General features: G+C 59.4%; 23 protein-coding genes. 18 read left to right on the plus strand and 5 right to left on the minus strand.

Annotation, left to right across the window (positions count from 1 at the left end; all coding sequences use genetic code 11):
• The first annotated feature begins 21 nt into the window (after positions 1 to 21).
• From B060_RS0104875 to mscL, 3 genes are all read left to right on the plus strand, one after another.
• Positions 22 to 420: a VOC family protein gene (locus B060_RS0104875; RefSeq protein WP_018080638.1), complete on the plus strand. Its 399-nt coding sequence runs from the start codon at positions 22 to 24 to the stop codon at positions 418 to 420.
• Between the two features lie 281 nt (positions 421 to 701).
• Positions 702 to 998, plus strand: a complete 297-nt coding sequence (locus B060_RS0104880; protein WP_018080639.1) for an integration host factor subunit beta — start codon at positions 702 to 704, stop codon at positions 996 to 998.
• Positions 999 to 1013: 15 nt separating this feature from the next.
• Positions 1014 to 1418: a large-conductance mechanosensitive channel protein MscL gene (gene mscL / locus B060_RS0104885; protein ID WP_018080640.1), complete on the plus strand. Its 405-nt coding sequence runs from the start codon at positions 1014 to 1016 to the stop codon at positions 1416 to 1418.
• A gap of 188 nt (positions 1419 to 1606) precedes the next feature.
• Here mscL and B060_RS0104890 read toward each other — a convergent pair whose 3' ends face one another.
• Together B060_RS0104890 and B060_RS0104895 are read right to left on the minus strand one after the other, a co-directional pair.
• On the minus strand, positions 1607 to 2551 hold the full coding sequence (locus tag B060_RS0104890; protein ID WP_018080641.1) for a glucokinase: 945 nt from the start codon (positions 2549 to 2551) through the stop codon (positions 1607 to 1609).
• 77 nt (positions 2552 to 2628) lie between these two features.
• Entirely contained in the window at positions 2629 to 3579 is a 951-nt protein-coding gene (locus tag B060_RS0104895) for a glucokinase (RefSeq protein ID WP_018080642.1), read from the minus strand.
• 127 nt (positions 3580 to 3706) lie between these two features.
• Between B060_RS0104895 and B060_RS0104900 the strand changes: the two genes are divergently transcribed.
• The 6 genes from B060_RS0104900 (at position 3707) to B060_RS0104925 (ending at position 9536) form a co-directional block, all read left to right on the plus strand.
• Positions 3707 to 4357 (plus strand): phosphoribosylanthranilate isomerase, encoded by a 651-nt coding sequence (locus B060_RS0104900; protein WP_018080643.1) that lies wholly within the window; start codon positions 3707 to 3709, stop codon positions 4355 to 4357.
• Positions 4358 to 4495: 138 nt separating this feature from the next.
• Positions 4496 to 5719 (plus strand): tryptophan synthase subunit beta, encoded by a 1224-nt coding sequence (gene trpB / locus B060_RS0104905; protein WP_169533916.1) that lies wholly within the window; start codon positions 4496 to 4498, stop codon positions 5717 to 5719.
• A complete protein-coding gene (gene trpA, locus B060_RS0104910; RefSeq protein WP_018080645.1) occupies positions 5716 to 6534 on the plus strand; it encodes a tryptophan synthase subunit alpha in 819 nt (272 codons plus the stop codon). Before trpB ends, trpA begins: the two co-directional genes overlap by 4 nt.
• Before the next feature lie 17 nt (positions 6535 to 6551).
• A complete protein-coding gene (locus B060_RS0104915) occupies positions 6552 to 7487 on the plus strand; it encodes an acetyl-CoA carboxylase carboxyltransferase subunit beta (protein WP_026172604.1) in 936 nt (311 codons plus the stop codon).
• Positions 7488 to 7678: 191 nt separating this feature from the next.
• The gene (locus tag B060_RS0104920) at positions 7679 to 8086 is read left to right on the plus strand and encodes a hypothetical protein (protein WP_018080647.1); all 408 of its coding nucleotides are present in this window, start codon (positions 7679 to 7681) and stop codon (positions 8084 to 8086) included.
• Between the two features lie 148 nt (positions 8087 to 8234).
• Positions 8235 to 9536 (plus strand): bifunctional folylpolyglutamate synthase/dihydrofolate synthase, encoded by a 1302-nt coding sequence (locus tag B060_RS0104925; RefSeq protein WP_018080648.1) that lies wholly within the window; start codon positions 8235 to 8237, stop codon positions 9534 to 9536.
• 10 nt (positions 9537 to 9546) lie between these two features.
• Here the strand turns inward: B060_RS0104925 and B060_RS0104930 are convergent, their stop codons facing one another.
• Positions 9547 to 10755 carry a DUF418 domain-containing protein gene (locus B060_RS0104930; RefSeq protein WP_018080649.1) on the minus strand — a complete coding sequence of 403 codons (1209 nt, stop codon included), beginning with the start codon at positions 10753 to 10755 and terminating at the stop codon, positions 9547 to 9549.
• Between the two features lie 83 nt (positions 10756 to 10838).
• Between B060_RS0104930 and rbfA the strand changes: the two genes are divergently transcribed.
• From rbfA to B060_RS0104960, 6 genes are all read left to right on the plus strand, one after another.
• Positions 10839 to 11348, plus strand: a complete 510-nt coding sequence (rbfA, locus tag B060_RS0104935; RefSeq protein ID WP_018080650.1) for a 30S ribosome-binding factor RbfA — start codon at positions 10839 to 10841, stop codon at positions 11346 to 11348.
• Between the two features lie 180 nt (positions 11349 to 11528).
• Positions 11529 to 12479: a tRNA pseudouridine(55) synthase TruB gene (gene truB / locus B060_RS0104940; protein ID WP_018080651.1), complete on the plus strand. Its 951-nt coding sequence runs from the start codon at positions 11529 to 11531 to the stop codon at positions 12477 to 12479.
• Between the two features lie 22 nt (positions 12480 to 12501).
• A complete protein-coding gene (rpsO, locus tag B060_RS0104945; protein WP_018080652.1) occupies positions 12502 to 12771 on the plus strand; it encodes a 30S ribosomal protein S15 in 270 nt (89 codons plus the stop codon).
• Positions 12772 to 13049: 278 nt separating this feature from the next.
• The gene (gene pnp, locus B060_RS0104950; protein WP_018080653.1) at positions 13050 to 15293 is read left to right on the plus strand and encodes a polyribonucleotide nucleotidyltransferase; all 2244 of its coding nucleotides are present in this window, start codon (positions 13050 to 13052) and stop codon (positions 15291 to 15293) included.
• A gap of 312 nt (positions 15294 to 15605) precedes the next feature.
• Positions 15606 to 16610, plus strand: a complete 1005-nt coding sequence (locus B060_RS0104955; protein ID WP_018080654.1) for a dienelactone hydrolase family protein — start codon at positions 15606 to 15608, stop codon at positions 16608 to 16610.
• Between the two features lie 551 nt (positions 16611 to 17161).
• On the plus strand, positions 17162 to 17851 hold the full coding sequence (locus B060_RS0104960) for a pentapeptide repeat-containing protein (protein WP_018080655.1): 690 nt from the start codon (positions 17162 to 17164) through the stop codon (positions 17849 to 17851).
• Here the strand turns inward: B060_RS0104960 and B060_RS0104965 are convergent.
• Both B060_RS0104965 and B060_RS0104970 read right to left on the minus strand, forming a co-directional pair.
• Positions 17848 to 18399: a dihydrofolate reductase family protein gene (locus B060_RS0104965; protein ID WP_018080656.1), complete on the minus strand. Its 552-nt coding sequence runs from the start codon at positions 18397 to 18399 to the stop codon at positions 17848 to 17850. The two genes, B060_RS0104960 and B060_RS0104965, sit on opposite strands and share 4 nt — an antisense overlap.
• 48 nt (positions 18400 to 18447) lie before the next feature.
• Entirely contained in the window at positions 18448 to 18735 is a 288-nt protein-coding gene (locus tag B060_RS0104970) for an antibiotic biosynthesis monooxygenase (RefSeq protein ID WP_018080657.1), read from the minus strand.
• A gap of 248 nt (positions 18736 to 18983) precedes the next feature.
• On the opposite strand from B060_RS0104970, the gene B060_RS0104975 reads away from it, so the two are divergent.
• From B060_RS0104975 to rplS, 3 genes are all read left to right on the plus strand, one after another.
• Complete coding sequence (locus tag B060_RS0104975; RefSeq protein ID WP_018080658.1) at positions 18984 to 21323, plus strand: TonB-dependent receptor; 2340 nt, start codon at positions 18984 to 18986, stop codon at positions 21321 to 21323.
• Positions 21324 to 21437: 114 nt separating this feature from the next.
• Positions 21438 to 22160 carry a tRNA (guanosine(37)-N1)-methyltransferase TrmD gene (gene trmD, locus B060_RS0104980; protein WP_018080659.1) on the plus strand — a complete coding sequence of 241 codons (723 nt, stop codon included), beginning with the start codon at positions 21438 to 21440 and terminating at the stop codon, positions 22158 to 22160.
• Between the two features lie 43 nt (positions 22161 to 22203).
• The gene (gene rplS, locus B060_RS0104985; protein WP_018080660.1) at positions 22204 to 22647 is read left to right on the plus strand and encodes a 50S ribosomal protein L19; all 444 of its coding nucleotides are present in this window, start codon (positions 22204 to 22206) and stop codon (positions 22645 to 22647) included.
• Positions 22648 to 22795: the final 148 nt, after the last annotated feature.

Raw genomic sequence — 22795 nt, forward strand, 5'->3', positions numbered from 1 at the left:
GCATCCACAAGGAGTTGAAACATGTCCCTTCCCAACCTGATTCACGGTGTCATTCCGTACCTGACCGTCATAGGCGCCGCCAAGGCGATCGATTTCTACAAAGCGGCCTTCGCCGCCATAGAGCATGATCGCCGCCCGACCGAAGACGGCCGCCTGATGCACGGACATCTTGAAATCAACAACGGCTCGCTGATGCTGTCCGACGCCTTTCCCGAACACGGCTATCCGCACCAGCCTTCCATCAGCTTCACCATGACCCTGATGGTCGAAGACGCTCAACTGTGGTGGGACCGCGCCGTCGCCGCCGGCTGCGAGATCAGGATGCCGCTCGATGTCCAGTTCTGGGGCGATACCTACGGACAACTCACCGATCCGTTCGGTGTCGGCTGGGCCATCAACCAACCCGCCGCCAAAGCATAAAGCGCGTACCGCGCCTCTATCATATGCTGCAACACGGTAAAGTGACCGGAATTCGCCTAACCCCCCGTGGCGTAAGGTTTTTTTAAAAACCGACGGACCACGGGGTTTTTTATGATACCGGTTCCCTCAAAGCCCGTTGCGCGATTAAGGAAATTACCTGCTGGTTGAAAAAATGTGTCTATGGTAGCGCTACCAACACGTTAATTTATATCCAACCCCTTGAACTCATTTTCATTTTCAGACATGCTCGTTGCTCCGGTCAAACCTGATGGGGGAGAGCAATGCTGAAATCAGAACTCATTGAGCGCTTGGCTTCCGAATATCCGCACCTGACGCAAAAAGACGTCGAGCGCGCGGTCAATCTCATTCTGGAATCCATGATCACCACGCTTGAAAAAGGTGGTCGCGTCGAGTTGCGCGGTTTTGGCGCCCTGTCTGTCCGCTCCCGCCCTGCCCGCGCCGGACGCAATCCGCGTACTGGCGAATCCGTCAAGGTGCCGGCGAAGCATGTGCCCTTCTTCAAGAGCGGCAAGGAGCTGCGCGAACGCCTGAACCTCTCCGGCGACGACAACGGCTAAGCGAAAGGCCTGACCATGAGCATCGCCTCGGAATTCAAAACCTTCCTCATGCGCGGCAATGTCATCGACCTGGCGGTCGGTGTGGTCATCGGCGGCGCGTTCGGCAAGATCGTCACCTCGCTGGTCGACAACATCATCATGCCGCCGATCGGCTTCATCACCGGCGGCGTCGATTTTTCCAATCTCAAGCTGATCCTGAAGCCCGCCGACGTGGCGACCAAGACGGCGGAAGTCGCTATCTCCTATGGCGCCTTCATCAATACCATCATCCAGTTCCTGATCATCGGCACCGCCATCTTCCTGGTGGTCAAGGCCATCAACCGTCTGATGCCTCCCCCGCCCGCCGCCGATCCGGCGCCGCCGGGGCCATCGCAGGAAGAGCTGCTGGCCGCCATTCTGGCCGAACTGAAAAAGACATAAAAAAAGCCGGGGCGATGCTCCGGCTTTTTTGCATTTGTACCCGCGCATAGCCCGCTATGAGGCGGCGAAACGGAGTTCGGCGCAGCCAAAATGGTTGTTTTTCGAGAAACGAAGCGGAACGTACTTAAGTACGTGAGCATCGTATCGCAGAAAAGCGGCTATTTGCAGCCCCTCACAGTAGGGTTGGGCTAATCGAAGAGGGTTGCCAGACCCATAATCTCCAGGTCCGGCGCAAGCGTGCGATAGACCGGGATTTCCGACACGTAGCCCGTGAGGCGACCCTTGTGCAGATAACGGGCGCAGAAGGCCTTGCGGTCGAACAGGTCGGCCAGCATGTCCATCAGGTCGCCGGTCAGGTAAATGCCCCCGCGTGCGCCCAAAATCAGCCCGACATCCGACGCCATGCCGGCCAGCCAGCCCATGCTGAGGCTGATGGCCTCAAGCGCGCGTGCATCGCCCCCACGCGCCAGCGCCACGATTTCTTCCGGCTTTGCCTTGGCCGCTCCCACCTGATCGATGACATGCAGGGCCTGCCACACCTCGACCAGACCTGAGAGCGAGACGGCGCATTCACGCGCCACATGGCCAAACCTGTTATGCAGCACGCGCCAAACCTGCCATTCGCGCTCGGTATCGATCGGCAGGTCGGAATGGCCGCCTTCGCACGGCATGGCGGTCCAGTGCCCGGCACCGTCGGGCGCCAAGGCGGCCAGACCCAGCCCGTGGTGCGGACCAAGCACGGCGATAACCTGCTCCTCCATGGCCTGCTCACCACAGATCTGCTCGCGTTCGGAAGGCTTGAGATGGGGAATCGCCATGGCTCGCGCCACGAAATTATTGACGAGATTCAAACGCTTGACGCCCAAAAGGTCACGCACCTCGTCACGAATAAGCGTTATGCCTTCGTCGGGCAACTGCAGCACGCCCCGGCGTTCCCAACCACGCGAGGAGATAGCCACACCAAGCAGCTTCGGATCGCCACGCTCTTTCAGGAAGCCGAGCACCTCGCGGTCGAAGGCGTCGCGATCGGCGCAGGCGTGCAGGGTGGCCGGCTCAGGCCGACGGCCGGGCTGGCCAAGCGCCAGCTTGATGTAGGAACCAAAGGTAAAATCACACAACAAAACATGGGACATTGTCCGCTCCGGATTGAACTTTGCTTTTACGCACTTTTTGGATCCTAAAAGTGCGTCACACGTTTCGGAAAGCGCTTTTAGTCAAAAAGGGTCGCCAGACCGATGATTTCCATATCGCGGGCGGTCGTCTTGAACACCGGCACCTCGCTGACATAACGGCTGAGACGCCCCTTGTCGCTGTAGCGTTTCACAAAGGCTTCGACATCGAAGAGATCACCGATCTGATCGAGCAGATCGCCGGCCAGATAGACGCCCCCCCGCGCCCCCAGGATCAGCGCCACGTCTGAGGCCATGGCGGCGAACCAGCCCATGCTGAGATCAATCGCCTGCTTCGAGCGTTCATCACCGGTGCTGGCCATGGCGATGATCTCCTCGATCATCGGCGTGCGCGCCTCATCGTCACCGTCGATCTTCGCCAGCGCCTTCCAGACATCGACGACGCCGGGGATGGAGATAACGCGCTCGCGCGACACGTGACCGTATTTGTCGATCAGCACGCGCAGCACAGCCTCTTCCAGGTCTGTGGTCGGAGCCAGATCGGAGTGGCCACCCTCGGTCGGCATCGCCGTCCAGTTGCCCATGCCGTCAGGCGCCAGCGCCGACATGCCAAGGCCATTGTGCGGACCGATAACCGCGATCACCTGTTCTTCGAGGGGATCGCCGCCGCAGATCTTGTCGCGTTCGCCCTCTTCGAGGCGCGGAATGGCCAGCGCCTTGGCGACGAAATCATTGACCAGATTGATACGTTGGGTATTGAGGAAACCGCGCATGTCGGCGCGATCGATCGAAAAACCATGGTTGGGAAGCTGGATAATGCCGCCGCGCTCCCAGCCGGCCGCCGAAATCGCCGCGCCGCTCAGATGCGGATTGCCCTGCGCATCGAGAAAGTCGCGGATTGAGGTCTTGAAGCCTTCCAGGCTGTTGCAGGCGTAATGTGCGGTTTCTTTCGGACGCTCCCCGCGCCTGGCGATAGCCAGCTTTAGGTAGGTGCCGTTACTGATGTCACTCAATAGCACGTGGTCGGCCATGATGTTCCTTGCCCTAAATTTTTTCGCCGCTTCTTGTGAGCCGGCTTGATTTAATTTGAAATCTAAGTCCCAAACCTTGATTTATGTTGAAGCGTCTGCGTTATGAGCGACAAATTCAAGGTGTTTTATGCCTCCAAAAGTGAAAATCTGCGGGATTTCGACGCTTGAGTCGACCAAAACGGCGCTAAATGACAGCGCTGACTTTTTGGGCTTCGTCCACTTTGCGAAAAGCCCGCGCCATTTGCCCCTGGAAGCCATGTCCGGCCTCATGCAGGTGATTCGCCGGGTAAACGTTTCCACACCCCTTGTCAGCGTTGTCGTCAATCCCGATGACGATCTGCTGGCAGCTCTGAAGAACGACGTGAGGCCCGACCTGATCCAGCTCCACGGCAAGGAGAGCCCGGAGCGCGTCGCCGAGATCCAAAGGTTAACAGGCATACCCCTGATCAAGGCGATCAGCGTCAGCGAAAAAGCCGATCTGGCCGGCGCCCACGCCTATGAACCGCACGTCGACTATATGATGTTTGACGCCAAGGCGCCGAAGGACGCCGCCCTGCCCGGTGGACTGGGCTTAAGCTTCGACTGGAGCCTGATGCGTCACCACGTCGCAGCAAAACCGTGGTTTTTGGCCGGCGGCCTGTCATCCGCCAACCTGTCCGCCGCCGTACAAGAGAGTGGTGCATCGATGCTCGATGTCTCCTCCGGTGTCGAATCCGCGCCCGGCATCAAGGACGCCGGTCTCATTTCAGACTTCCTAAAAGCGGCAAAGTCGCTATAAGGCACATTTCTTGTGCGCTAACGCCGCGCGGGCTTGCCTCGCAACAGCTCGGGCGGGCAGTCGCCCTTGCCAAACTCAGCCGAGTTTGGAGACATTATCATTTAGCCCTGAAGGAATTTCACGGTGAGCGATCCCGTCTTGCGACCCAACACCTACGCCCAACCCGATGCCCGTGGCCGGTTTGGTGATTTCGGCGGTCTCTATGTGCCAGAGACCCTGATGCCGCTGGTTTTGGAGCTGACGCAGGCGTGGCAAGACGCCAAGAACGATCCCGCCTTCTGGGCCGAATTCCACAGCCTGCTCAAGCATTTCGTTGGCCGCCCGTCGCCGCTCTATTTCGCCGAACGCCTGACCGAGCACCACGGCGGCGCGAAAATCTATTTCAAGCGCGAAGAGCTGAACCACACCGGCGCCCACAAGATCAACAACTGCATCGGCCAGATCCTGCTGGCCAAGCGGATGGGCCGCACGCGCATCATCGCCGAAACCGGCGCTGGCCAGCACGGCGTCGCCTCGGCCACCGTGTGCGCCAAGTTTGACCTGCCGCTGGTTGTCTATATGGGCGCCAAGGATGTCGAGCGTCAGGCGCCGAACGTCTTCCGCATGAAGCTGATGGGCGCGGAGGTGACGCCGGTCACCAGCGGCGCCGGTACGCTTAAAGACGCGCTCAACGAAGCCCTGCGCGACTGGGTGACCAACGTCCACAACACCTATTACATGATCGGCACCGCCGCCGGCATGCACCCCTATCCGGAAATGGTCCGCGATTTTCAGTCGGTGATCGGCAAGGAAACGCGCGAGCAGATCCTGGAAATGGAAGGCCGCTTGCCGGACGCCGTCATCGCCTGCGTCGGCGGTGGCTCGAACGCCATCGGCATGTTCTATCCCTTCATCGACTATGACACCGTAAAGCTGGTCGGCGTTGAAGCCTCCGGTCACGGCCTCGATGTCTATAATGGCCACGCCGCCTCGCTCAATGGCGGCCGCCCCGGCGTGCTGCATGGCAACCGCACCTATCTGTTGCAGGACGAAGACGGCCAGATTCTGGAAGGCCATTCGATTTCCGCCGGTCTCGACTATCCCGGCATCGGGCCTGAGCACGCCTATCTGCACGAGATCAAGCGTGCGCAATACGTCACCTGCACCGATGAAGAGGCGCTGGAAGCCTTTTCCCTGACCTCACGGCTCGAAGGCATCATCCCGGCGCTGGAATCCTCGCACGCCATCGCCAAGGTCGGCGATCTGGCGCGCCAAGTCGGCAAGGGCGGCATTGTCGTGCTCAATCTGTCAGGCCGCGGTGATAAGGATATCGCAACGGTGGCCAAGCACATGGGCGAGAAGAACGGGAGTGCGTTGTCATGAGTATTGCCCGTATCGACAAGCGTTTTGCCGATCTGAAAGCGCACAACAAATCCGCCTTCATCGCCTATATCATGGCCGGCGATCCCGATCTGGAAACGACCTTTGAAATTCTCAAAGGCCTGCCGGCCGCCGGTGCCGATCTGATCGAACTGGGCTTCCCCTTCTCCGATCCGATGGCCGAGGGCCCGACCATCCAGCATGCCGCCGAGCGCTCTCTGGCCGCCGGCACCAAGCTGCGCGATGTCTTCATGCTGGTGAAGCGCTTCCGCGAGATCGATCAGGACACGCCGATCATTCTGATGGGCTATATGAACCCGGTCGATTTCCTGGGCTACGAGCGCTTTGCCCAAAGCGCTGCAGAGGCTGGCGCCGACGGCCTGATCGTGGTCGATTGCCCGCCGGAAGAGGCCGATGCCTTAAGCGACGCGCTCGACGCCAACGACATCGCCCTGATCCGCCTGGCCACCCCCACCACCGACGATTCACGTTTGTTAACGCTTGTGAAACGGACTCGCGGTTTTATCTACTATGTCTCGGTAGCGGGCGTCACCGGCGTCAAATCGGTCGATGCCGACGCCATTGCCGAGGCGGTCTCGAAGGTGCGCGACGCCGCCAACCTGCCCGTAGCGGTGGGTTTCGGCATCCGCACACCGGAAAGTGCTGCGTCTGTCGCCCGCATCGCCGATGCGGCGGTCGTGGGCTCGGCTCTGGTCGATGAGATCAAGACTTCTTTACTGGAAAATACCCCATCCAGCGTGAAAGTGCTGGAAAAGGCCGCGATTTTGGCACAGGCTGTGCATCAGGCTCGGGACTAACTGGAGTAACTTAGAGTATGGCTATGGCTGATACGTCTAACAAGGGCCCGAAATTACCGGCCTCCGCGAAATCTGCCGAGCGCCGCGAGCGCGGTGGCTGGCTGAGCAAGATCGCGCCCGGCATATCCAATTTCGTCAATAACAAGCGCGAAACGCCGGAAAACCTGTGGGTGAAAGACCCCGATACCGGCGATATGATCTATCGTTCGGATCTGGAAGCGGCCCTGTGGGTGACGCCCAATGGCCGCCATATGCGGATTGGCCCCAAGGCACGCATGACATTCACCTTCGATGATGGCCAGTGGGAATCCCTGCCGACGCCGGAAGTGGTTGAAGACCCGCTGCACTTCTCCGACGGCAAGCCCTACAAGGACCGCCTGAAGGCTGCCCGCGCCGCCACCGGCGAACGCGATGTCATGGCCATCGGCTATGGCAAGGTGCAAGGCGTCGATTGCATCGTGCTGGTGCAGGATTTCGCCTTTATGGGCGGGAGCTTAGGTATGGCCGCCGGTGAGGGCTTCATCGCCGCCGCCAAAGCCGCCGTGGCGCGCAAGGTGCCGATGGTGGTCTTCACGGCCGCCGGTGGCGCCCGTATGCAGGAAGGCGCGCTGTCGCTGATGCAGATGGCCCGCACGACGCTCGGCATTCAGGAACTGAAAAAAGCGCAACTGCCCTATATCGTGGTGCTGACCGACCCGACCACCGGCGGCGTCACCGCGTCTTACGCCATGCTGGGTGATATTCATCTGGCTGAACCCGGTGCGCTGATCTGTTTCGCCGGTCCGCGCGTGATCGAGTCCACCATCCGCGAAAAGCTGCCGGAAGGCTTCCAGCGTTCGGAATTCCTGGTCGAAAAGGGCATGGTCGATCGCGTTGTGCCGCGCTCGGAACTGCCGGAAGTGCTGGGCGCTTTGATGTCGATGCTGATGAGCGGCAAGCGCCGCGCAGCCTAAGTTATCGGGGTTTGGGGCCTGCGGCCCCAAGTTCTGCCTTCCAATAAAAAGTCCGGCCGGTTTGGCCGGATTTTTTATTGGACGTGTAAGTTGTGGGGTCACCATGGCTGGCAAAACGCATGCGTTTCGCTGGCGCCAAACCCACCTCCCATGACATAAGTTTGGTCTTAGCGTGATGACGAGGGGCAGCTATGGAAAATATCAAGCAACATCGACTGGTGAAAACGCTCATCGGCCTAATAGTGGGTGTTTTCATTACAACGCTTTTCGGGGCTTATTTTATCACCCGTTCCGAGCCCGAGTTCAAAAGTTATTACCTGGACGCTGTTATGTTAGGCTCGGTTTTAATCTCGCTCTTTGCTCTGCCGATCGGGCTGCTCATTCATTCCATATTATATGCTAATAAATGGCGAGAGGCCGCACCTTACGCCCTGTGCGGTATGCTTTCTGGTGTTAGTTATGGAGCCATTGACAGTTATAAGACCAGCATAGCCGACAATATCTACGATCTTGGTGCTTATGGTTTGTGGGCGGCAGCCATTGCGCTCATTGCCTGGCTGATCCGCCGTCCGGACAAGGATGCAAAACCTCTCCCCTGAATCTGATTGAGATGCTAATGGGCGGATATATCCCCTCGCCCCGTTTACGGGGAGAGGGTGGCCCAAAGGGCCGGGTGAGGGGCCACCTCATCGATTAGCCCCTCACCCCAACCCTCTCCCCGTAAACGGGGCGAGGGGGAAGTATGACATGACCGACCGCCTTCTCCCCTTCGACGCACCGCTTGAACGCCTGAAAGCCCTGCATCCCAAGCTGATCGACCTCAATCTCGACCGGATGCTGCGCGTCTGCGAAGCCTTAGCGTCTCCACAGGATAAGCTGCCGCCAGTCGTGCATGTGGCCGGTACCAACGGCAAGGGCTCGACCATCGCCCTGCTGCGTGCCATGGCCGAAGCGCAAGGCCTGCGGGTTCATGTCTATACCTCGCCGCACCTCGTCCGTTTCGCCGAACGCATTCGCCTCGCCGGTAAGCTGATTGGTGAGGACTATCTGGCCGATTGCCTCAACCGCGTCGAGATCGCCAATGACGGTCAAGCCCTGACCTTCTTTGAATCGACCACCGCCGCCGCCTTCCTGGCCTTTTCCGAAACCCCCGCCGACCTGCTGCTGCTGGAGACCGGCCTTGGTGGCCTGTTAGATGCCACCAATATCGTCAGCCAGCCGAAACTGACGCTCATCACGCCGATCGATTACGATCATCAGGCCTTCCTCGGCAACGATCTCAAGACCATCGCCAGTCAGAAGGCCGGTATCTTCAAACGCGGCGTGCCCGCCCTCAGCGCCCGTCAACCGGAAGAGGCCTCGCAGGCTCTCGAACGGCAGGCGCTGAAACTGGGCGTGTCCCTCACCAGCATGGGACAGGGCATAGATGCCTGGCGCGAAGGCGACCGGCTGATCTTTCAGGACGAAGACGCGCTCTATGACCTGCCGCTGCCCGTTCTGGCGGGCGAACACCAGATCGAGAATGCCGCGCTCGCCATCAAGGCCACGCTCATGCTCGGCGTCACCCTAGACGCCATCGAGACCGGCCTGACGACAGTCCAATGGCCCGGCCGCCTGCAAGCGCTTAAAGCGGGGCCGCTGTTTGAAGGGCTAAAGAACCGGGCGTCCGAACTATGGCTGGATGGCGGGCATAATCCCCACGCCGCGCGGGCCTTGCATGACTTTATCGACCGGCGGCAGGCGCGCGACCCGAAGCCCCTGCATCTGATTTGCGGCCTGATCAACACCAAGGACGCCACAGAGTTCTTCGGCCATTTCGCGGGTCTGGAGGCGCAGATTACCTGCGTCCCGTTCAGCAGCGATGCCGCCATTGCACCCGCCGAACTGGCGAAAGCCGCACAAAGCAAAGGGCTCACAGCGGTGATCGCCGCAAGCCCTCTGGAGGCTATCCAAGCCCTGCCGCATACGCCCTTGCGGGTGCTGATCTGCGGCTCGCTCTATCTCGTCGGCGACTGTCTGGCCTTGAGTCCTGAAACCTATCCTGTCTGAGGCAGGGCCTCTAAAGTGAGGCCTGCGTGCGGCGGATAAACGGCACCTGAAGCGTCAGATAGGTGCCGGCGCGCCACAGCCATTCGAGCGGTCCGTAGAGGAATGCCTTGAACCACAGGTGCGCGAAGGCGACCTGGAACGCGAAGACGACAATGGCGATCAGCACCGCGGTTGATTGCAGCATGGTGGCGTGCATCCCCAGTCCGAAACTGTAAAACACCGGCACGAAGATCAGCGACTGGCCGACATAAAGCGTCAGGGTCATGCGGCCGACCGGCGCCAGCAGGTTCAGCACCTTGTGGCCGAAGCTGTAATAGAGCGACAGGAAGCCCATCATCAGCACCGTCATCAGGCTGAGGTCGAACCAGCCCGACAGCATCGAATCCCACAAGGAGCGTGGCATAAAGACGGCGTCGGAGGTCGGTATCAAGGTAATCAGCGAAGGCTTGCCCCGCCACAGACCAACGGTGACCGCTGCCGCGATGGTCAGGGCGGTGAGGCGAAGGGTGCGGAACTTTTCCGGCTGGCCGAAAAAGTCGATACGGCCCAGCACCATGCCTACCAGCGACAGGCCAAGGATCTGGCTGAGGCGTCCGGCTTTCAGCATGAAGTCCCATTTGAACGGATGGCCATCAACCCAGTTTATGCGGATGGTCTCGATGAGACTCTTGCCGGTGAGATAGGCGTCGGGCGTCGGGGCGGTCCAGTAATCCGGCGGGGTATTGGCCCATGTGGCGCCGTTAAAGGCGCTGATCATCTGCACGATTATCAGGGGCTGGAGCAGGAAGAAGGTCGCCAAAATCAAAATGATCGCGTTCGATTTCAGGCGATAGAAAGGAATGAGGAACAGCCCCATCAGGGCCAGAACTTCCAGCACATCGCCGCGATACCACAGGCCGTGCAGGACGCCGATCACACCGAGCAGCACAAGCCGCCAGACAAAGCGGCCGGTGAAATCGACGCCGCGTTTACCGGCACGATCCATGATGATGAAGAAACTGACGCCAAAGCACAGGGCGAGCAGCGCGAACGACTTGCCGGCAAAGATCGTGAAGATGGTATCGTGCCACATAAGCTGGACCGGATCGGTGACCGGATGCGCCCAGTACAGTTCGTAGAGTTCGGGCATGTGGACGAAGAAAAGCCCCATCAGGGCGAAGCCGCGCAAGGCGTCAAGCCCCTCCATACGGGGCACGAAACTGGGTTTGCTGGTGGTCATGGAAGCCCTGTAAAACTTATGGTTTTACTCTGCATAGCGCACCCGCCGCATTTTTGAATAGAAAAATCAGCAAAAACGCCTATATGAGCCTGATGAAATACAGCTCTTCCAAAGACAAGTCCCAGCGGGCGCAGGGCAACAAGGCCCACGGCCGCACGCCCACGGACCTCGGCCCCACCCAGCGCCAGTTGCGCGCCGGCGAACTGGTGCGCCACGCCCTGGTCGAAATCCTGCGCGATGAGGATATCCACGATGAGGCCCTGGCGGGCGTCTCGATCACCATCACCGAAGTGCGCTGCTCCAACGATCTGCGCCACGCCACCGTGTTCGTCGAACCGCTCGGCGCCGGTCTGGCCAGCGATCAGGCGGCCGTGACCATCACCAAGGACCAGATCGGTCCGGCAGTGGCGGCGCTGAACAAGCACGCGAAATTCCTGCGCGGGGTTCTGGGCCGTCATATCGAGATGAAGTTCACGCCGGAACTGCGCTTCCTGCATGATGAAAGCTTCAATGAAGCCGCACGGATCGATGCTCTGTTCATGCGTCCGGATATCGCCCGCGATCTGCATCATGATGATGAGGACGAAGAGTAGTTAAGTAAGAAACCCCACCACCACGCCGCAAGAGCGGCGCGGTCCCCCTCCCCAGTAAAACTGGGGAGGTACAAGGCTTTCGTTTTCTTGTACCTCCCCGACTTGTTCGGGGAGGGGGACCATGAGCGAAGCGATATGGTGGTGGGGTTTCTTGCTTCCTTTCAACACAAACGGACTCCCATGGCCCGAAAGAAAAAAGGCGAAGCGATCCACGGCTGGATATGTTTCGACAAACCCCTTGAAATGACCTCGACCTCGGCGGTCGGGAAAATCCGCTGGCTGTTCCAGGCGCAGAAGGCCGGTCACGCCGGCACGCTCGATCCGCTCGCCACCGGCATCCTGCCGATCGCGCTCGGCGAAGCCACCAAGACCGTGCCCTACCTGATGGAAGCCGACAAGACCTACAGCTTCACCGTCACCTTCGGCAAAACCACCGACAGTTACGACGCCGAAGGCCGCGTCACCGCTGAATCCGATGCCCGCCCGACGAAGGATGCTATCGAAGCCACCCTCCCCCAGTTTATCGGCGTGATCGAGCAAGTGCCGCCGGCGTTTTCGGCCATCAAGGTCGATGGCAAGCGCGCCTATGATCTGGCGCGTCAGGGTGTCGAGGTCGAACTGAAAGCCCGCGAGATCGAGGTATTCGACCTGACGCTCGATGCTTTCGACACCGAAACCGCCAGCTTTACGCTCCATTGCGGCAAGGGCACCTATGTCCGCTCGATCGCGCGCGACATCTGCCTGGAACTGGGTGTTTGCGGTCACGTCACCACGCTTCGTCGCGAGGCGGTGGGTGCGTTTGAAACAAAAGACTCAATAACACTGGAAAAGCTTGAGGAATTAGTGCATAGGAACGCCCATCTTGAGGCTTTACTTGGCGTAGAGACGGCACTGGACGACATCCCGGGCCTGCCTGTGACGCAAGATGAGGCCGCAAGATTGAAGCAGGGACGCGACCTTGCCCTTCTGCCCCGTCAGATTGAACTGTTAAATGCGGCTCTCAAAGCCCGTCTCGATGACGGCTATGCGGAGTTTCCCGATACGGTTCAGGCGGTGTTTAACGGGCAGGTATTGGCCTTGTGCGAACTGCGCGGCGGAACACTTCATCCCTCGCGTCTTTTGAATCTTTAAATTCTCACTAAGGAGAAACCCGATGTCGATTACCGCTGATCGCAAGACAGAAGTCATCAAAACCCACGCCCGTACCGAAGGTGATACCGGTGGTGCAGAAGTGCAAATCGCAATCCTCACGGAACGCATTGCCAACCTGACCGAACACTTCAAGGAACACAAGAAGGACAACCACAGCCGTCGCGGCCTCCTGAAAATGGTGTCGCAACGTCGTCGTCTTCTTGACTACCTTAAGAACCGTCACACCGACCGCTACACCGCTATCCTCGCCACGCTCAACCTGCGTCGCTAAATATCGGAACGACCAAGGGCTTGGGGGCAACTCCGAGCCCTTCTGCTTGTTGGCCCTCAGGCAAAGACGTGACAGGGCACCTGAAAACGACCCGCCTTTCCGGCGGTTTTACACACCCCGGCCGATGCTTTCGGCCTGCTTATACACCCCGCGAGATGACTGCATCTCGCTTATACGCTGGGCTTAACTGAAGAGCCCCTTACACGCGCCGCTTAAACGTTATGTGGCCACCTCCCGAACGGCATGGGGCTGTTCCGGAGCCGAATGAAAGACAACATATGTTTGATATCAAAAGAAAATCCATCGATTGGGCTGGTCGCAAGTTCACGCTGGAAACGGGCCGCGTTGCCCGTCAGGCCGACTCGGCCGTGCTGGCCACCTACGGTGAGACCACCGTCCTGGCCACCGTCGTTTACGCCCGCAAGCCGAAGCCCGGTCAGGACTTCTTCCCGCTGACCGTCAACTATCAGGAAAAGACCTTCGCCGCCGGCAAGATCCCCGGTGGTTACTTCAAGCGCGAAGGCCGCCCTTCGGAAAAAGAAACCCTGGTTTCGCGCCTGATCGACCGTCCGATCCGCCCGCTGTTCGTCAAGGGCTTCAAGAACGAAGTGCAGGTTGTCTGCACCGTCCTGTCGCACGACATGGAAAATGATCCCGATATCGTCGCCATGGTCGCCGCCTCCGCGGCCCTGACCTTCTCCGGCGTGCCTTTCATGGGCCCCATCGGCGGCGCCCGCGTTGGCCTGATCGACGGCGAATACGTGCTGAACCCGACCGTTGACCAGATCAAGGAATCGAACCTCGACCTCGTTGTCGCCGGTACGCAGGACGCCATCATGATGGTGGAATCGGAAGCCAAGGAACTGTCGGAAGACACCATGCTCGGCGCTCTGATGTTCGCGCATCGCGGCATGCAGCCGGTGATCGACGCCATCATCGAGATGGCCGAACACGTCGCCAAGGAACCCTTCGCGTTTGAAGCCGAAGATTTCTCCGACGTCGTCACGAAGATCAAGGGCCTGGTCGGCCAGGATATCCGCGACGCCTACACCATCCAGGAAAAGCACCCGCGCCACGAAGCCGTTGGCGCTGCCAAGTCCAAGGCCGCCGTTTCGCTGGTCAAGACCGAAGAAAATCCTGACGGCGTAGACGCCGCCATCTTCGGCGCCGCCTTCAAAGAATGTGAAGCCGACGTCCTGCGCCGCGACATCATCGAGCACGGCAAGCGTGTTGACGGCCGCGCCGTCGACAAGGTCCGTTCGATCGTGTCCGAAGTCGGCATCCTGCCGCGCACCCATGGTTCGGCCCTGTTCACCCGCGGTGAAACCCAGGCGCTGGTCGTGGCCACGCTCGGCACCGGCGATGATGAGCAGTTCATCGATAGCCTGGAAGGCACCTACAAGGAGAAGTTCCTTCTCCACTATAACTTCCCTCCGTACTCCGTCGGTGAAACCGGCCGCATGGGTTCGCCCGGCCGCCGCGAAATCGGCCACGGCAAGCTGGCCTGGCGCGCAGTGCGTCCGATGCTCCCGGCCCCGGAAGATTTCCCCTACACGATCCGTCTGGTCTCGGAAATCACCGAGTCGAACGGCTCCTCCTCGATGGCGACCGTCTGTGGCTCGTCGCTGGCCCTGATGGATGCCGGCGTGCCGCTGAAGTCGCCGGTTTCGGGTATCGCCATGGGCCTCATCCTTGAGCCCTCCGGCGAATACGCCATCCTGTCCGACATCCTGGGTGACGAAGATCACCTCGGCGACATGGACTTCAAGGTGGCCGGTTCGATCAACGGCATCACGTCCCTGCAAATGGACATCAAGGTTGCCGGCATCACCGAAGAGATCATGACCAAGGCACTTCGCCAGGCCAGCGCAGGTCGTCTGCACATCCTGGAAGAAATGAACAAGGCGATCTCCGGTGCGCGTGAAGAACTGGGCGAATTCGCTCCCAAGATCGAAACCATCAAGATCCCGACCGACAAGATCCGCGAAGTGATCGGCACCGGCGGCAAGGTCATCCGCGAAATCGTCGAAAAGACGGGCGCCAAGATCGACATCGCCGACGACGGCACCATCAAGATCTCGGCTTCGGAACAATCGAAGATCGACGCCGCCCGCGATTGGGTGAAGTCGATCGCGTCGGAGCCGGAAGTCGGTGCCATCTACAAGGGCAAGGTCGTGAAGGTCGTCGATTTCGGCGCGTTCGTGAACTTCTTCGGCGCCAAGGACGGCCTCGTCCACATCTCGCAGATCAAGAACGAAAAGGTCGGCAAGACCTCGGACGTCCTGAACGAAGGCGACGAAGTGAAGGTGAAGTTCTTAGGCTTCGACGATCGTGGCAAGACGAAGCTCTCCATGAAGGTGGTCGATCAGGAAACTGGCGAAGACCTGACGGAAAAGCTGGCGGCTGAAAAAGCGGCCCGCATCGCGTCCGGCGAAGAGCCTGAGCTGGAAACGGCTGAAGGTGGTGAGCGTTCGGACCGTGGCGAGCGTTCGAGCCGTCCGCGCCGTCCGCGTCGCGACTAGGGGCAAGCCCCTAGGACCCTAACTCGTCAGAGTCTGGGTTGACGCCTCTGCCTTATACCTCCCCGACTTGTCGGGGAGGGGGACCGTCCGGCGAAGCCGGATGGGGGTGGGGTTTCTTGCTGATTTTAAAGCCTGCCATCCCTTTTGAGGGGTGGCAGGCTTTTTTAATGCAAGGGGAGGGGTCTTGGACCCCTCACCACCATAACGCGACAGCGTATGGCTGGGCCCTGTTAACACGTGACAATCTTCGGTATTTGGATTATTTCTTGTCTGACAATTAGTCGATAACGACAATAAAAAAGCAGGGACGCCATGAAATACACAACAGGACTAAGCCTTATCGCCCTCATGACCATGGCCATGGCCGGTTCGGTCGTGGCCCAAAATGCTCCGCCGCCGAACATGCCGGTCTTTCCGCCGCAAACCGCTGAGGAAAAGGCCAAATCTGATGCTGATCAGGCGGCCTACGCCAAGGCCCCGGATACCGAAGGCACCGGTGCCTATCCAGCGATGAAGGAACAGGACTCCAGCCTGCCCAATCACGTTGTCTATCGGCCAAAGGATTTGTCAAAGGTCGCTTCGGGCACGCTCGGCATTGTGGCCTGGGGCAATGGCGCCTGTTCGGCCGATGGCGCGGGTTCGCGTTTGCATTTGGCGGAGCTGGCCTCCTACGGTTACGTGGTCATCGCGCCCGGTGGCATCTATTCCGGCCCCGGCTCGACCCCGGAACCTAAGCGTCCGGAAGGTGCCGCTCCCGGCACGGCAACGACCGGTGCAGATGTGAAGGCGGGCCTCGAATGGGCATTGGCGGAAAACGCCCGCTCCGGCAGCCCCTATTTCGGCAAGATTGATCCCGCCAAGATTGCGGTGTCCGGCTTTAGCTGCGGGGGCATTCAGGCCTTAGGTCTGGCTGGCGATCCGCGCGTGAAAGCGGTCATCATCGATAACAGCGGCACCTTTCCGGACGGCAACAATTTCCTCTCCGCATTAAACGTTACTAAGGCAACGCTTAAAACCCTGCATACCCCTATCCTCTATATTCTGGGCGGGCCGAAAGATATTGCTTACAAGAACGGCATGGATGACTTTGAGCACATCAATCATGTGCCGGTCATGGTGGCGAATAACAGCGCCTCGCATGGCGGCGATTTCCTGCGCCCCAATGGTGGGCCATCCGCCAAGGTGGCTGTGCAGTGGCTGGAATGGCAGTTGCGCGGTGACAAGACGGCTGAAACCTATTTCGTCGGTGAGGCCTGCGGCCTTTGCACGGACAAGGAATGGACCATCCAGCGTAAGAATTTCCCAACCGCCAAGTAACGGGGTGGAAGTGGCCTCCGGCCCCTTCGTCTTCTCTGAATAAAGAAAAGGCGATCCCATTTATGGGGTCGCCTTTTCTTTATCTGATAGTTGAGGGGTCACCATGGCTTGCGAACGCTATACGTTCGCTGGCGCCAAACCCTCGACCCCGTAACTCGACAGCATGTGCTGTAAGAGCTATGTGTTTACCTGAATGCAAGCTGAGGCTTATGCAAAATTTCTGGCAACGCTATTTCGCCCGGCAAAACTGGAATACCTTAATCGCGTGGTCGCCGTTGCTGTGGTTTGTTGTCCTTATTATTGTAAGGATGAACATAAGTGTTCATTTGCTATGTCATCTTGATGATAGTGGTGAGATGATTTGTGGCGGCAGATACACAGACCCAAGCGTGACAAATTTCTTTTGGCGCGCGAAGTATGTAACATTCGCCTTATTCATATTGGCAACCGTATCGGCCATTCGACGTAAATTCACAAGGACAGGCTGGCTCGGATATGCACTGTCCTTTGCACTGACAATATTTCATTTAGCTGTAATTGTTGACTGACCCATGACCCCAGAACCCGCCACCACCATAACTGACCAAATCCTCGACCGTGGCGCGGTCCTGTTGCTGGCCAATAAGGGCACACCCGTCAAGCTGGTCGGCTGCGAGGTCGAAGAGGTCGATCTGTCCGATTTCATCCTCAATGGCTGGGTGTTCGAGGACTGCCTGTTCCGCAAGACCAAGTTCGTCAGCGCCAAGCTGGAACGCACGCAGTTCATCAAATGCAAGGGCGCGCACGCCGATTTCACCAGCGCCATCCTGATCGAGTCGCGGTTCACCGGCTGTGATTTCAACAACAGCCTGTTCCGTGGCGCCACCCTGTCGCAATCGCGTTTCCAACGCTGCAAGCTGACCGGCGCCAATCTGCTCGATACCCGCGCGCTCGATGTCACCTTTGAGGAATGCCGCCTGAACGACGCCCGCCTGCGCGGTTTTTCGTTCAGCAAGCAGACGCTGAAATCGCTCGACATGCACAATGCCGAACTGCATCGCTGCGATTTCCGCCAGACCGTCTTTGAGGACTGTTCTTTACGCGACGCCATCCTGACCGATGCGCGTTTTGAAGGGGCTGACCTGCGCGGCACCGATATCGGCGGCGTCCGGCTGGAAGATGCCCGCCGGTTCAAGGGCGCCACCATCTCGCGCGCTCAGGCCGCCGAACTGCTGTCCGAACTCGGCCTGCATGTTCGCTAACGGTAGCGCAGAAACACCTTGCCGTTGCTGAAAGCACGGCTCTGCGTCAGGATCAGGTCGCGCCGGTCGATACCCTCAAACATCGAACGGCCAGCGCCAAGCACGACCGGGCACACCACCACCTGATAGTCATCGACCAGACCGGCCCTGGCCAGTTGGGCCACCAGGCTGCCGCTGCCAAGCACCACCATGGCGCCGCCGGCTTCCGCTTTCAGGCGGCGCATGGCCTCGACCGCATCCTCGTTGAAAACCTGCGTGTTCTGCCAGTCCGCTGACGTCATCGAGCGTGAAAAAACGTACTTCGTCATGCGATTCATGCCCGCCGCAACCTCGGGCATGGCCTGCGCCGCCATGTCGCTGGGCCACCAGCCGGCCATCATGTCGTAGGTGATGCGGCCAAACACCAGCACGCCATCGCCCGACGCATTGCCGGCGACGAAGGCGTTGAAATCCGCATCATCGGCGCCGTGGGCCCAGCTCATATCGTTGCGGGCGTCGGTGAAATAGCCATCAAGGCTGATATTGTTGAAGACGCTGAGTGTCCGCATGGTTCGCTCCCTTTTTTAGGGCATCATAACAGCAAACCAGAAACCCGACTATGTCAGCAATCCGCGCTCGATTTCTTCCAGATAGATGAAATCCGGCGCCTTCACCCCTGCCACTTTTCGGATCTCGACCAGTTCTGGCGATTCAAAGAACTGTCGCGCCTTGTCCAGAGATGACCAGGCCGAGAAATGGACGATGCGGTTGGCGTCGGTATCGTATTTCAACACCTGATAGCTAATCTCACCGGCCGCCTTACGGATAACGGCGGCGTTATCAAAGATGACTTTCCACGCCGGATAGTCAGCGACCTCGTGGAGGATCAAAACATAGGGTGTCATGGCGGTGCGCTTTCCGTGGCTGTCAGAACCTGGCAGGGTTCCGTAACAAGACTGTCCTTTCCTGACAACAGGTGTTGGAAAACCATCCTGTACGTGCGTAACGCGATTCGTTGATAGATAAGGCTTTCAGGCTTACGTTGCGTAAAGAGCGCCTGTTTACACGCTTTTGACGCTTGCGAGGCTATAACAAAACGCTTAGGCGGATTCCGTATAGACCCCGAAAATGGGGCTACAAAAAGAGGCCAAATATGATGTTACCCCTTTCGTGCCGTCTCCTGACAGGCACGGCGCTCGCCGGCGTGATGCTGGCGGGGCTGAGCTTTCCTGCGTTTTCCCAAGATACCGACCCAACCGAGGTGATCGTCACCGCGCAAAAGAAGGCTGAGCCGCTCAGCCGCGCACCGCTGACGGTTTCGGTTGTCTCCGGCACCCAGCTTGAAAAAGCCGGCGCGCACGATCTGAAGGACCTGCAGACCCTCACCCCATCGCTGCTGATCACCTCCACCGCCAATGAAGCCCAGACCACGGCACGCCTGCGCGGCGTCGGCACGGTGGGTGACAATCCCGGCCTCGATTCCTCGGTCGGCGTGGTGATCGATGGCGTGTCGCGCGCCCGCACCGCCACCGCCATGAGCGATCTGGGCGAGCTGGACCGCATCGAAATCCTCAAAGGGCCGCAGTCCGATATCTACGGCAAGGGCGCATCAGCCGGCATCATTCAGGTGGTCAGCAAGCTGCCGTCGTTCACGCCGCACGCATCGCTCGAACTGACGGCCGGCGAGCAGGGCACGCTCGGCGTCGCCGGTTACACCACCGGCAAGCTGGCCGATAAATGGGCCGGCTCGCTGTCGCTGGTGAAGCGCCAGCGCGAGGGGCAGTACCATGTCCATACCGGCGACGGCCCGCGCACCCAGACCGACGACGGCGATCAGAACTACTGGTCGGCGCGCGGTCAGTTGCTCTATGACGGCGACGGCTGGTCGCGCCTGCGCCTCATCGGCGACTACACCAAGCGCGATGAATCGTGCTGCGTCGGCACCGCCATCGCCATCGGCAGCACCCGCGCCTATGTCGATCAACTGGCGTCCGATGACGGCACGGCCTCGGTGGTCGATCCGAAGGCACGTCAGGCGTGGTCCAACCGCTCGACCAAGCAGAAGCTGACCGATGCCGGTCTTTCGGCGCAATGGGATCTGCGCCTGGCCAATAATATGCAGCTCACCTCGATCACCGCCTATCGCCACTGGGATCACACCAATGGCTATGACGCCGATTTCTCCAGCGCCGATATCTATTACCGTGATCCTAATGGTGGCTTCGGCAACCGGATCGATACCTGGTCGCAGGAAATCCGTCTCAATGGCCAAAACGGCGCGTTCGAATGGATGGCCGGTCTCTACGCCAATTCGGAAGACCTGACGCGCCACGACGAAACCCTTTACGGCGCCGATTACGAATCCTATCTCGGCCTGCTGTTGAGCGCCGGCGCCAATATCAACCGCGTGTCGCAACTGACCGGTCTGCCGGTCGGACAATCCTTTGTCGAAGGCGAAGGCAATCACGACACCTATCGTCAGCACGAGCGCAACACCGCCATCTTTGGTCATGCCGAGTGGCACATCAGCGAAACCGTCTCTCTGCTCGGCGGCCTGCGCTACAATAGCCAAACCAAGCGCCTGACCTCGGCCTATACCAACAGCGATGACGGGATTGCCTGCGCCAGCGCCTCGGTGAAGACCACCATCTGCCAGCCGTGGTCCAATCCGGCGTTCAATGACCTGACCCTCACACAGAAGAACACCGATAACGCCACGACCGGCTCGCTCAAGCTGAAATGGCAGGCGCGACCAAACCTGATGACCTATGCCTCCTACGCCACAGGCTGGAAGGGTGCGGGCTTCAATCTCGATCGCGAGCAGAACAGCAACCTGACGGCCGATACCGATACATCCTTCAAGCGTGAAACCTCGCAATCGGTCGAGATCGGCTTCAAGGGCCGCTTCCTCTCCCGCCGTCTGGCGCTCGATGTCGCGGCCTTCGATGAAAGCTTCCGCAACTTCCAGCTCAACACCTTCCTCGGCACCAACTTTGTCGTTAATTCGGTGCCGCGCCTGAAAAGCCAGGGCATCGAGGTCGAAAGCCGCTATCTGGTCGGTGATTTTACCCTCAATGGCGGCGTGACCTATAACGAGGCGACGTTCGGGCCCGAAGCCGTGCCGGGCGTGCCGCTGGTGGCCAATGGCACAGCGTCGTTCGCACCGCGCTGGTCGGGCGTATATGGCGTCGATTATGCTCACGCCGTCGGTCGTTACCGCTTCGTTGCCACCCTCTCGGCCAAGTATAACAGCAGTTATAACACCGGCTCCGATCTGGCGCCGATTAAGATGCAACGCGCCTACACGCTTTATAATGGCCGCCTCAGCATCGGCGCGCCGGATGAAAGCTGGGCGCTAGAACTGTGGGGCCAGAACCTGACGGACGATACCTACTACCAGGTCGCGTTTTCCGCGCCGTTCCAGGCCGGCAGCTACAAGGCGTTCCTTGGCCAGCCCCGTGCAGTGGGCCTGACCTTGCGGTTGAAGCGCTAAGCCTCGCTCCCCCTCCCCGCACTTTGGGAGGGGGACATCGCGCCTGTGCGGTGATGATCGGGTTTCTTGGCTGTGATGGGTGACTCTTGCGCCGCTTGCGGTTATAGAGCCGGCATGTCCGACCCTACACCTTACCAAGTCACCGTCCTGACCATGTTTCCGGAAGCCTTTCCGGGGCCGCTCGGCGTTTCGCTGATCGGCACGGCGTGGAAAGAATCTGCGCGCTGGGCCTTGGAAACACTGGACATTCGCAACTTTTCGAGCGATAAGCGCGGCTTTCTTGACGATACCCCCGCGGGCGGTGGCCCCGGTCAGGTCTTAAAGGCGGATGTGATCGCGCAAGCTCTTGATTCGATAGAGCTTAATGATCGCCCTCTTGTCTATATGAGCGCACGCGGCAGGCCCCTGACGCAAGCGAAGGTCAAGGAATGGGCCACACGCCCAGGGCTGATTGTCCTGTGCGGGCGGTTTGAAGGGGTGGATCAGCGGGTGCTCGACAGCCGCGGGTTCGAAGAAATCAGCGTCGGCGACGCCGTCCTTGCGGGCGGAGAAGCGGCGGCGATGGTGACCATCGAGGCGGTGGTGCGACTTATACCGGGGGTTCTCGGCGCACAGGCCAGTCTCGATAATGAGAGCTTTGAGGATGGACTCCTGGAGCAGCCGCAGTTCACAAGACCGCGGACGTTCGAGGGCCTCGACATCCCCGAAGTGCTGCTGAACGGCGACCATAAAAAGGCTGCCAAGTGGCGACAGGAGCAAAGAGAGGCGACCACGAAGGAACGACGGCCTGATCTATGGGCGGCGTATCTTTCCAAATCACAGCTAAAAGGCAAATAAGCCTCAACGTGTCGAAAGACGCATAATTATTAGGAGCGTTCCTATGAACCTGCTGCAAAAGATTGAAGCCGAAGAAGTCGCCAAGATGCGCGGCACCAAGGTATTCCCCCAATTCCAGCCTGGCGACACCCTGCGCGTCAGCGTCAAGATCAAGGAAGGCGAGCGCGAACGCGTTCAGGCTTTCGAAGGCGTGTGCATCGCCCGTGCCGGCGCCGGCATCAATGAAAACTTCACCGTCCGCAAGATCTCCTTCGGCGAAGGCGTTGAGCGCGTATTCCCGCTGCTGTCGCCGCTGATCGAAGGCATCGAAGTGAAGCGTCGCGGTGTTGTCCGTCGCGCCAAGCTCTACTATCTGCGCGATCGCCGCGGTAAGGCTGCCCGTATCGTCGAGCGTTCGATGAACTCGACGCGCGGCTCCAAGGGCGCCGAACTTCGCGCGCAACTGACCGCCGCTGAGTCCTCGGGCAACCCGGACGCCGAAGCGTAAGCTTTTAAACCGACCCAATAAAAAACCCCGCTCTGGCAACAGGGCGGGGTTTTTTATGGTTTGATGGCCGGTCTTAGAGCGCCGATCTGATTGAATCAGATCGGCGCTCTAATTTTTTGTTTTGACGCGCTTTTTTATCCGAAAAGTG

It is taken from the genome of Asticcacaulis benevestitus DSM 16100 = ATCC BAA-896 (genome assembly GCF_000376105.1).
Classification (GTDB): Bacteria; Pseudomonadota; Alphaproteobacteria; order Caulobacterales; family Caulobacteraceae; genus Asticcacaulis; species Asticcacaulis benevestitus.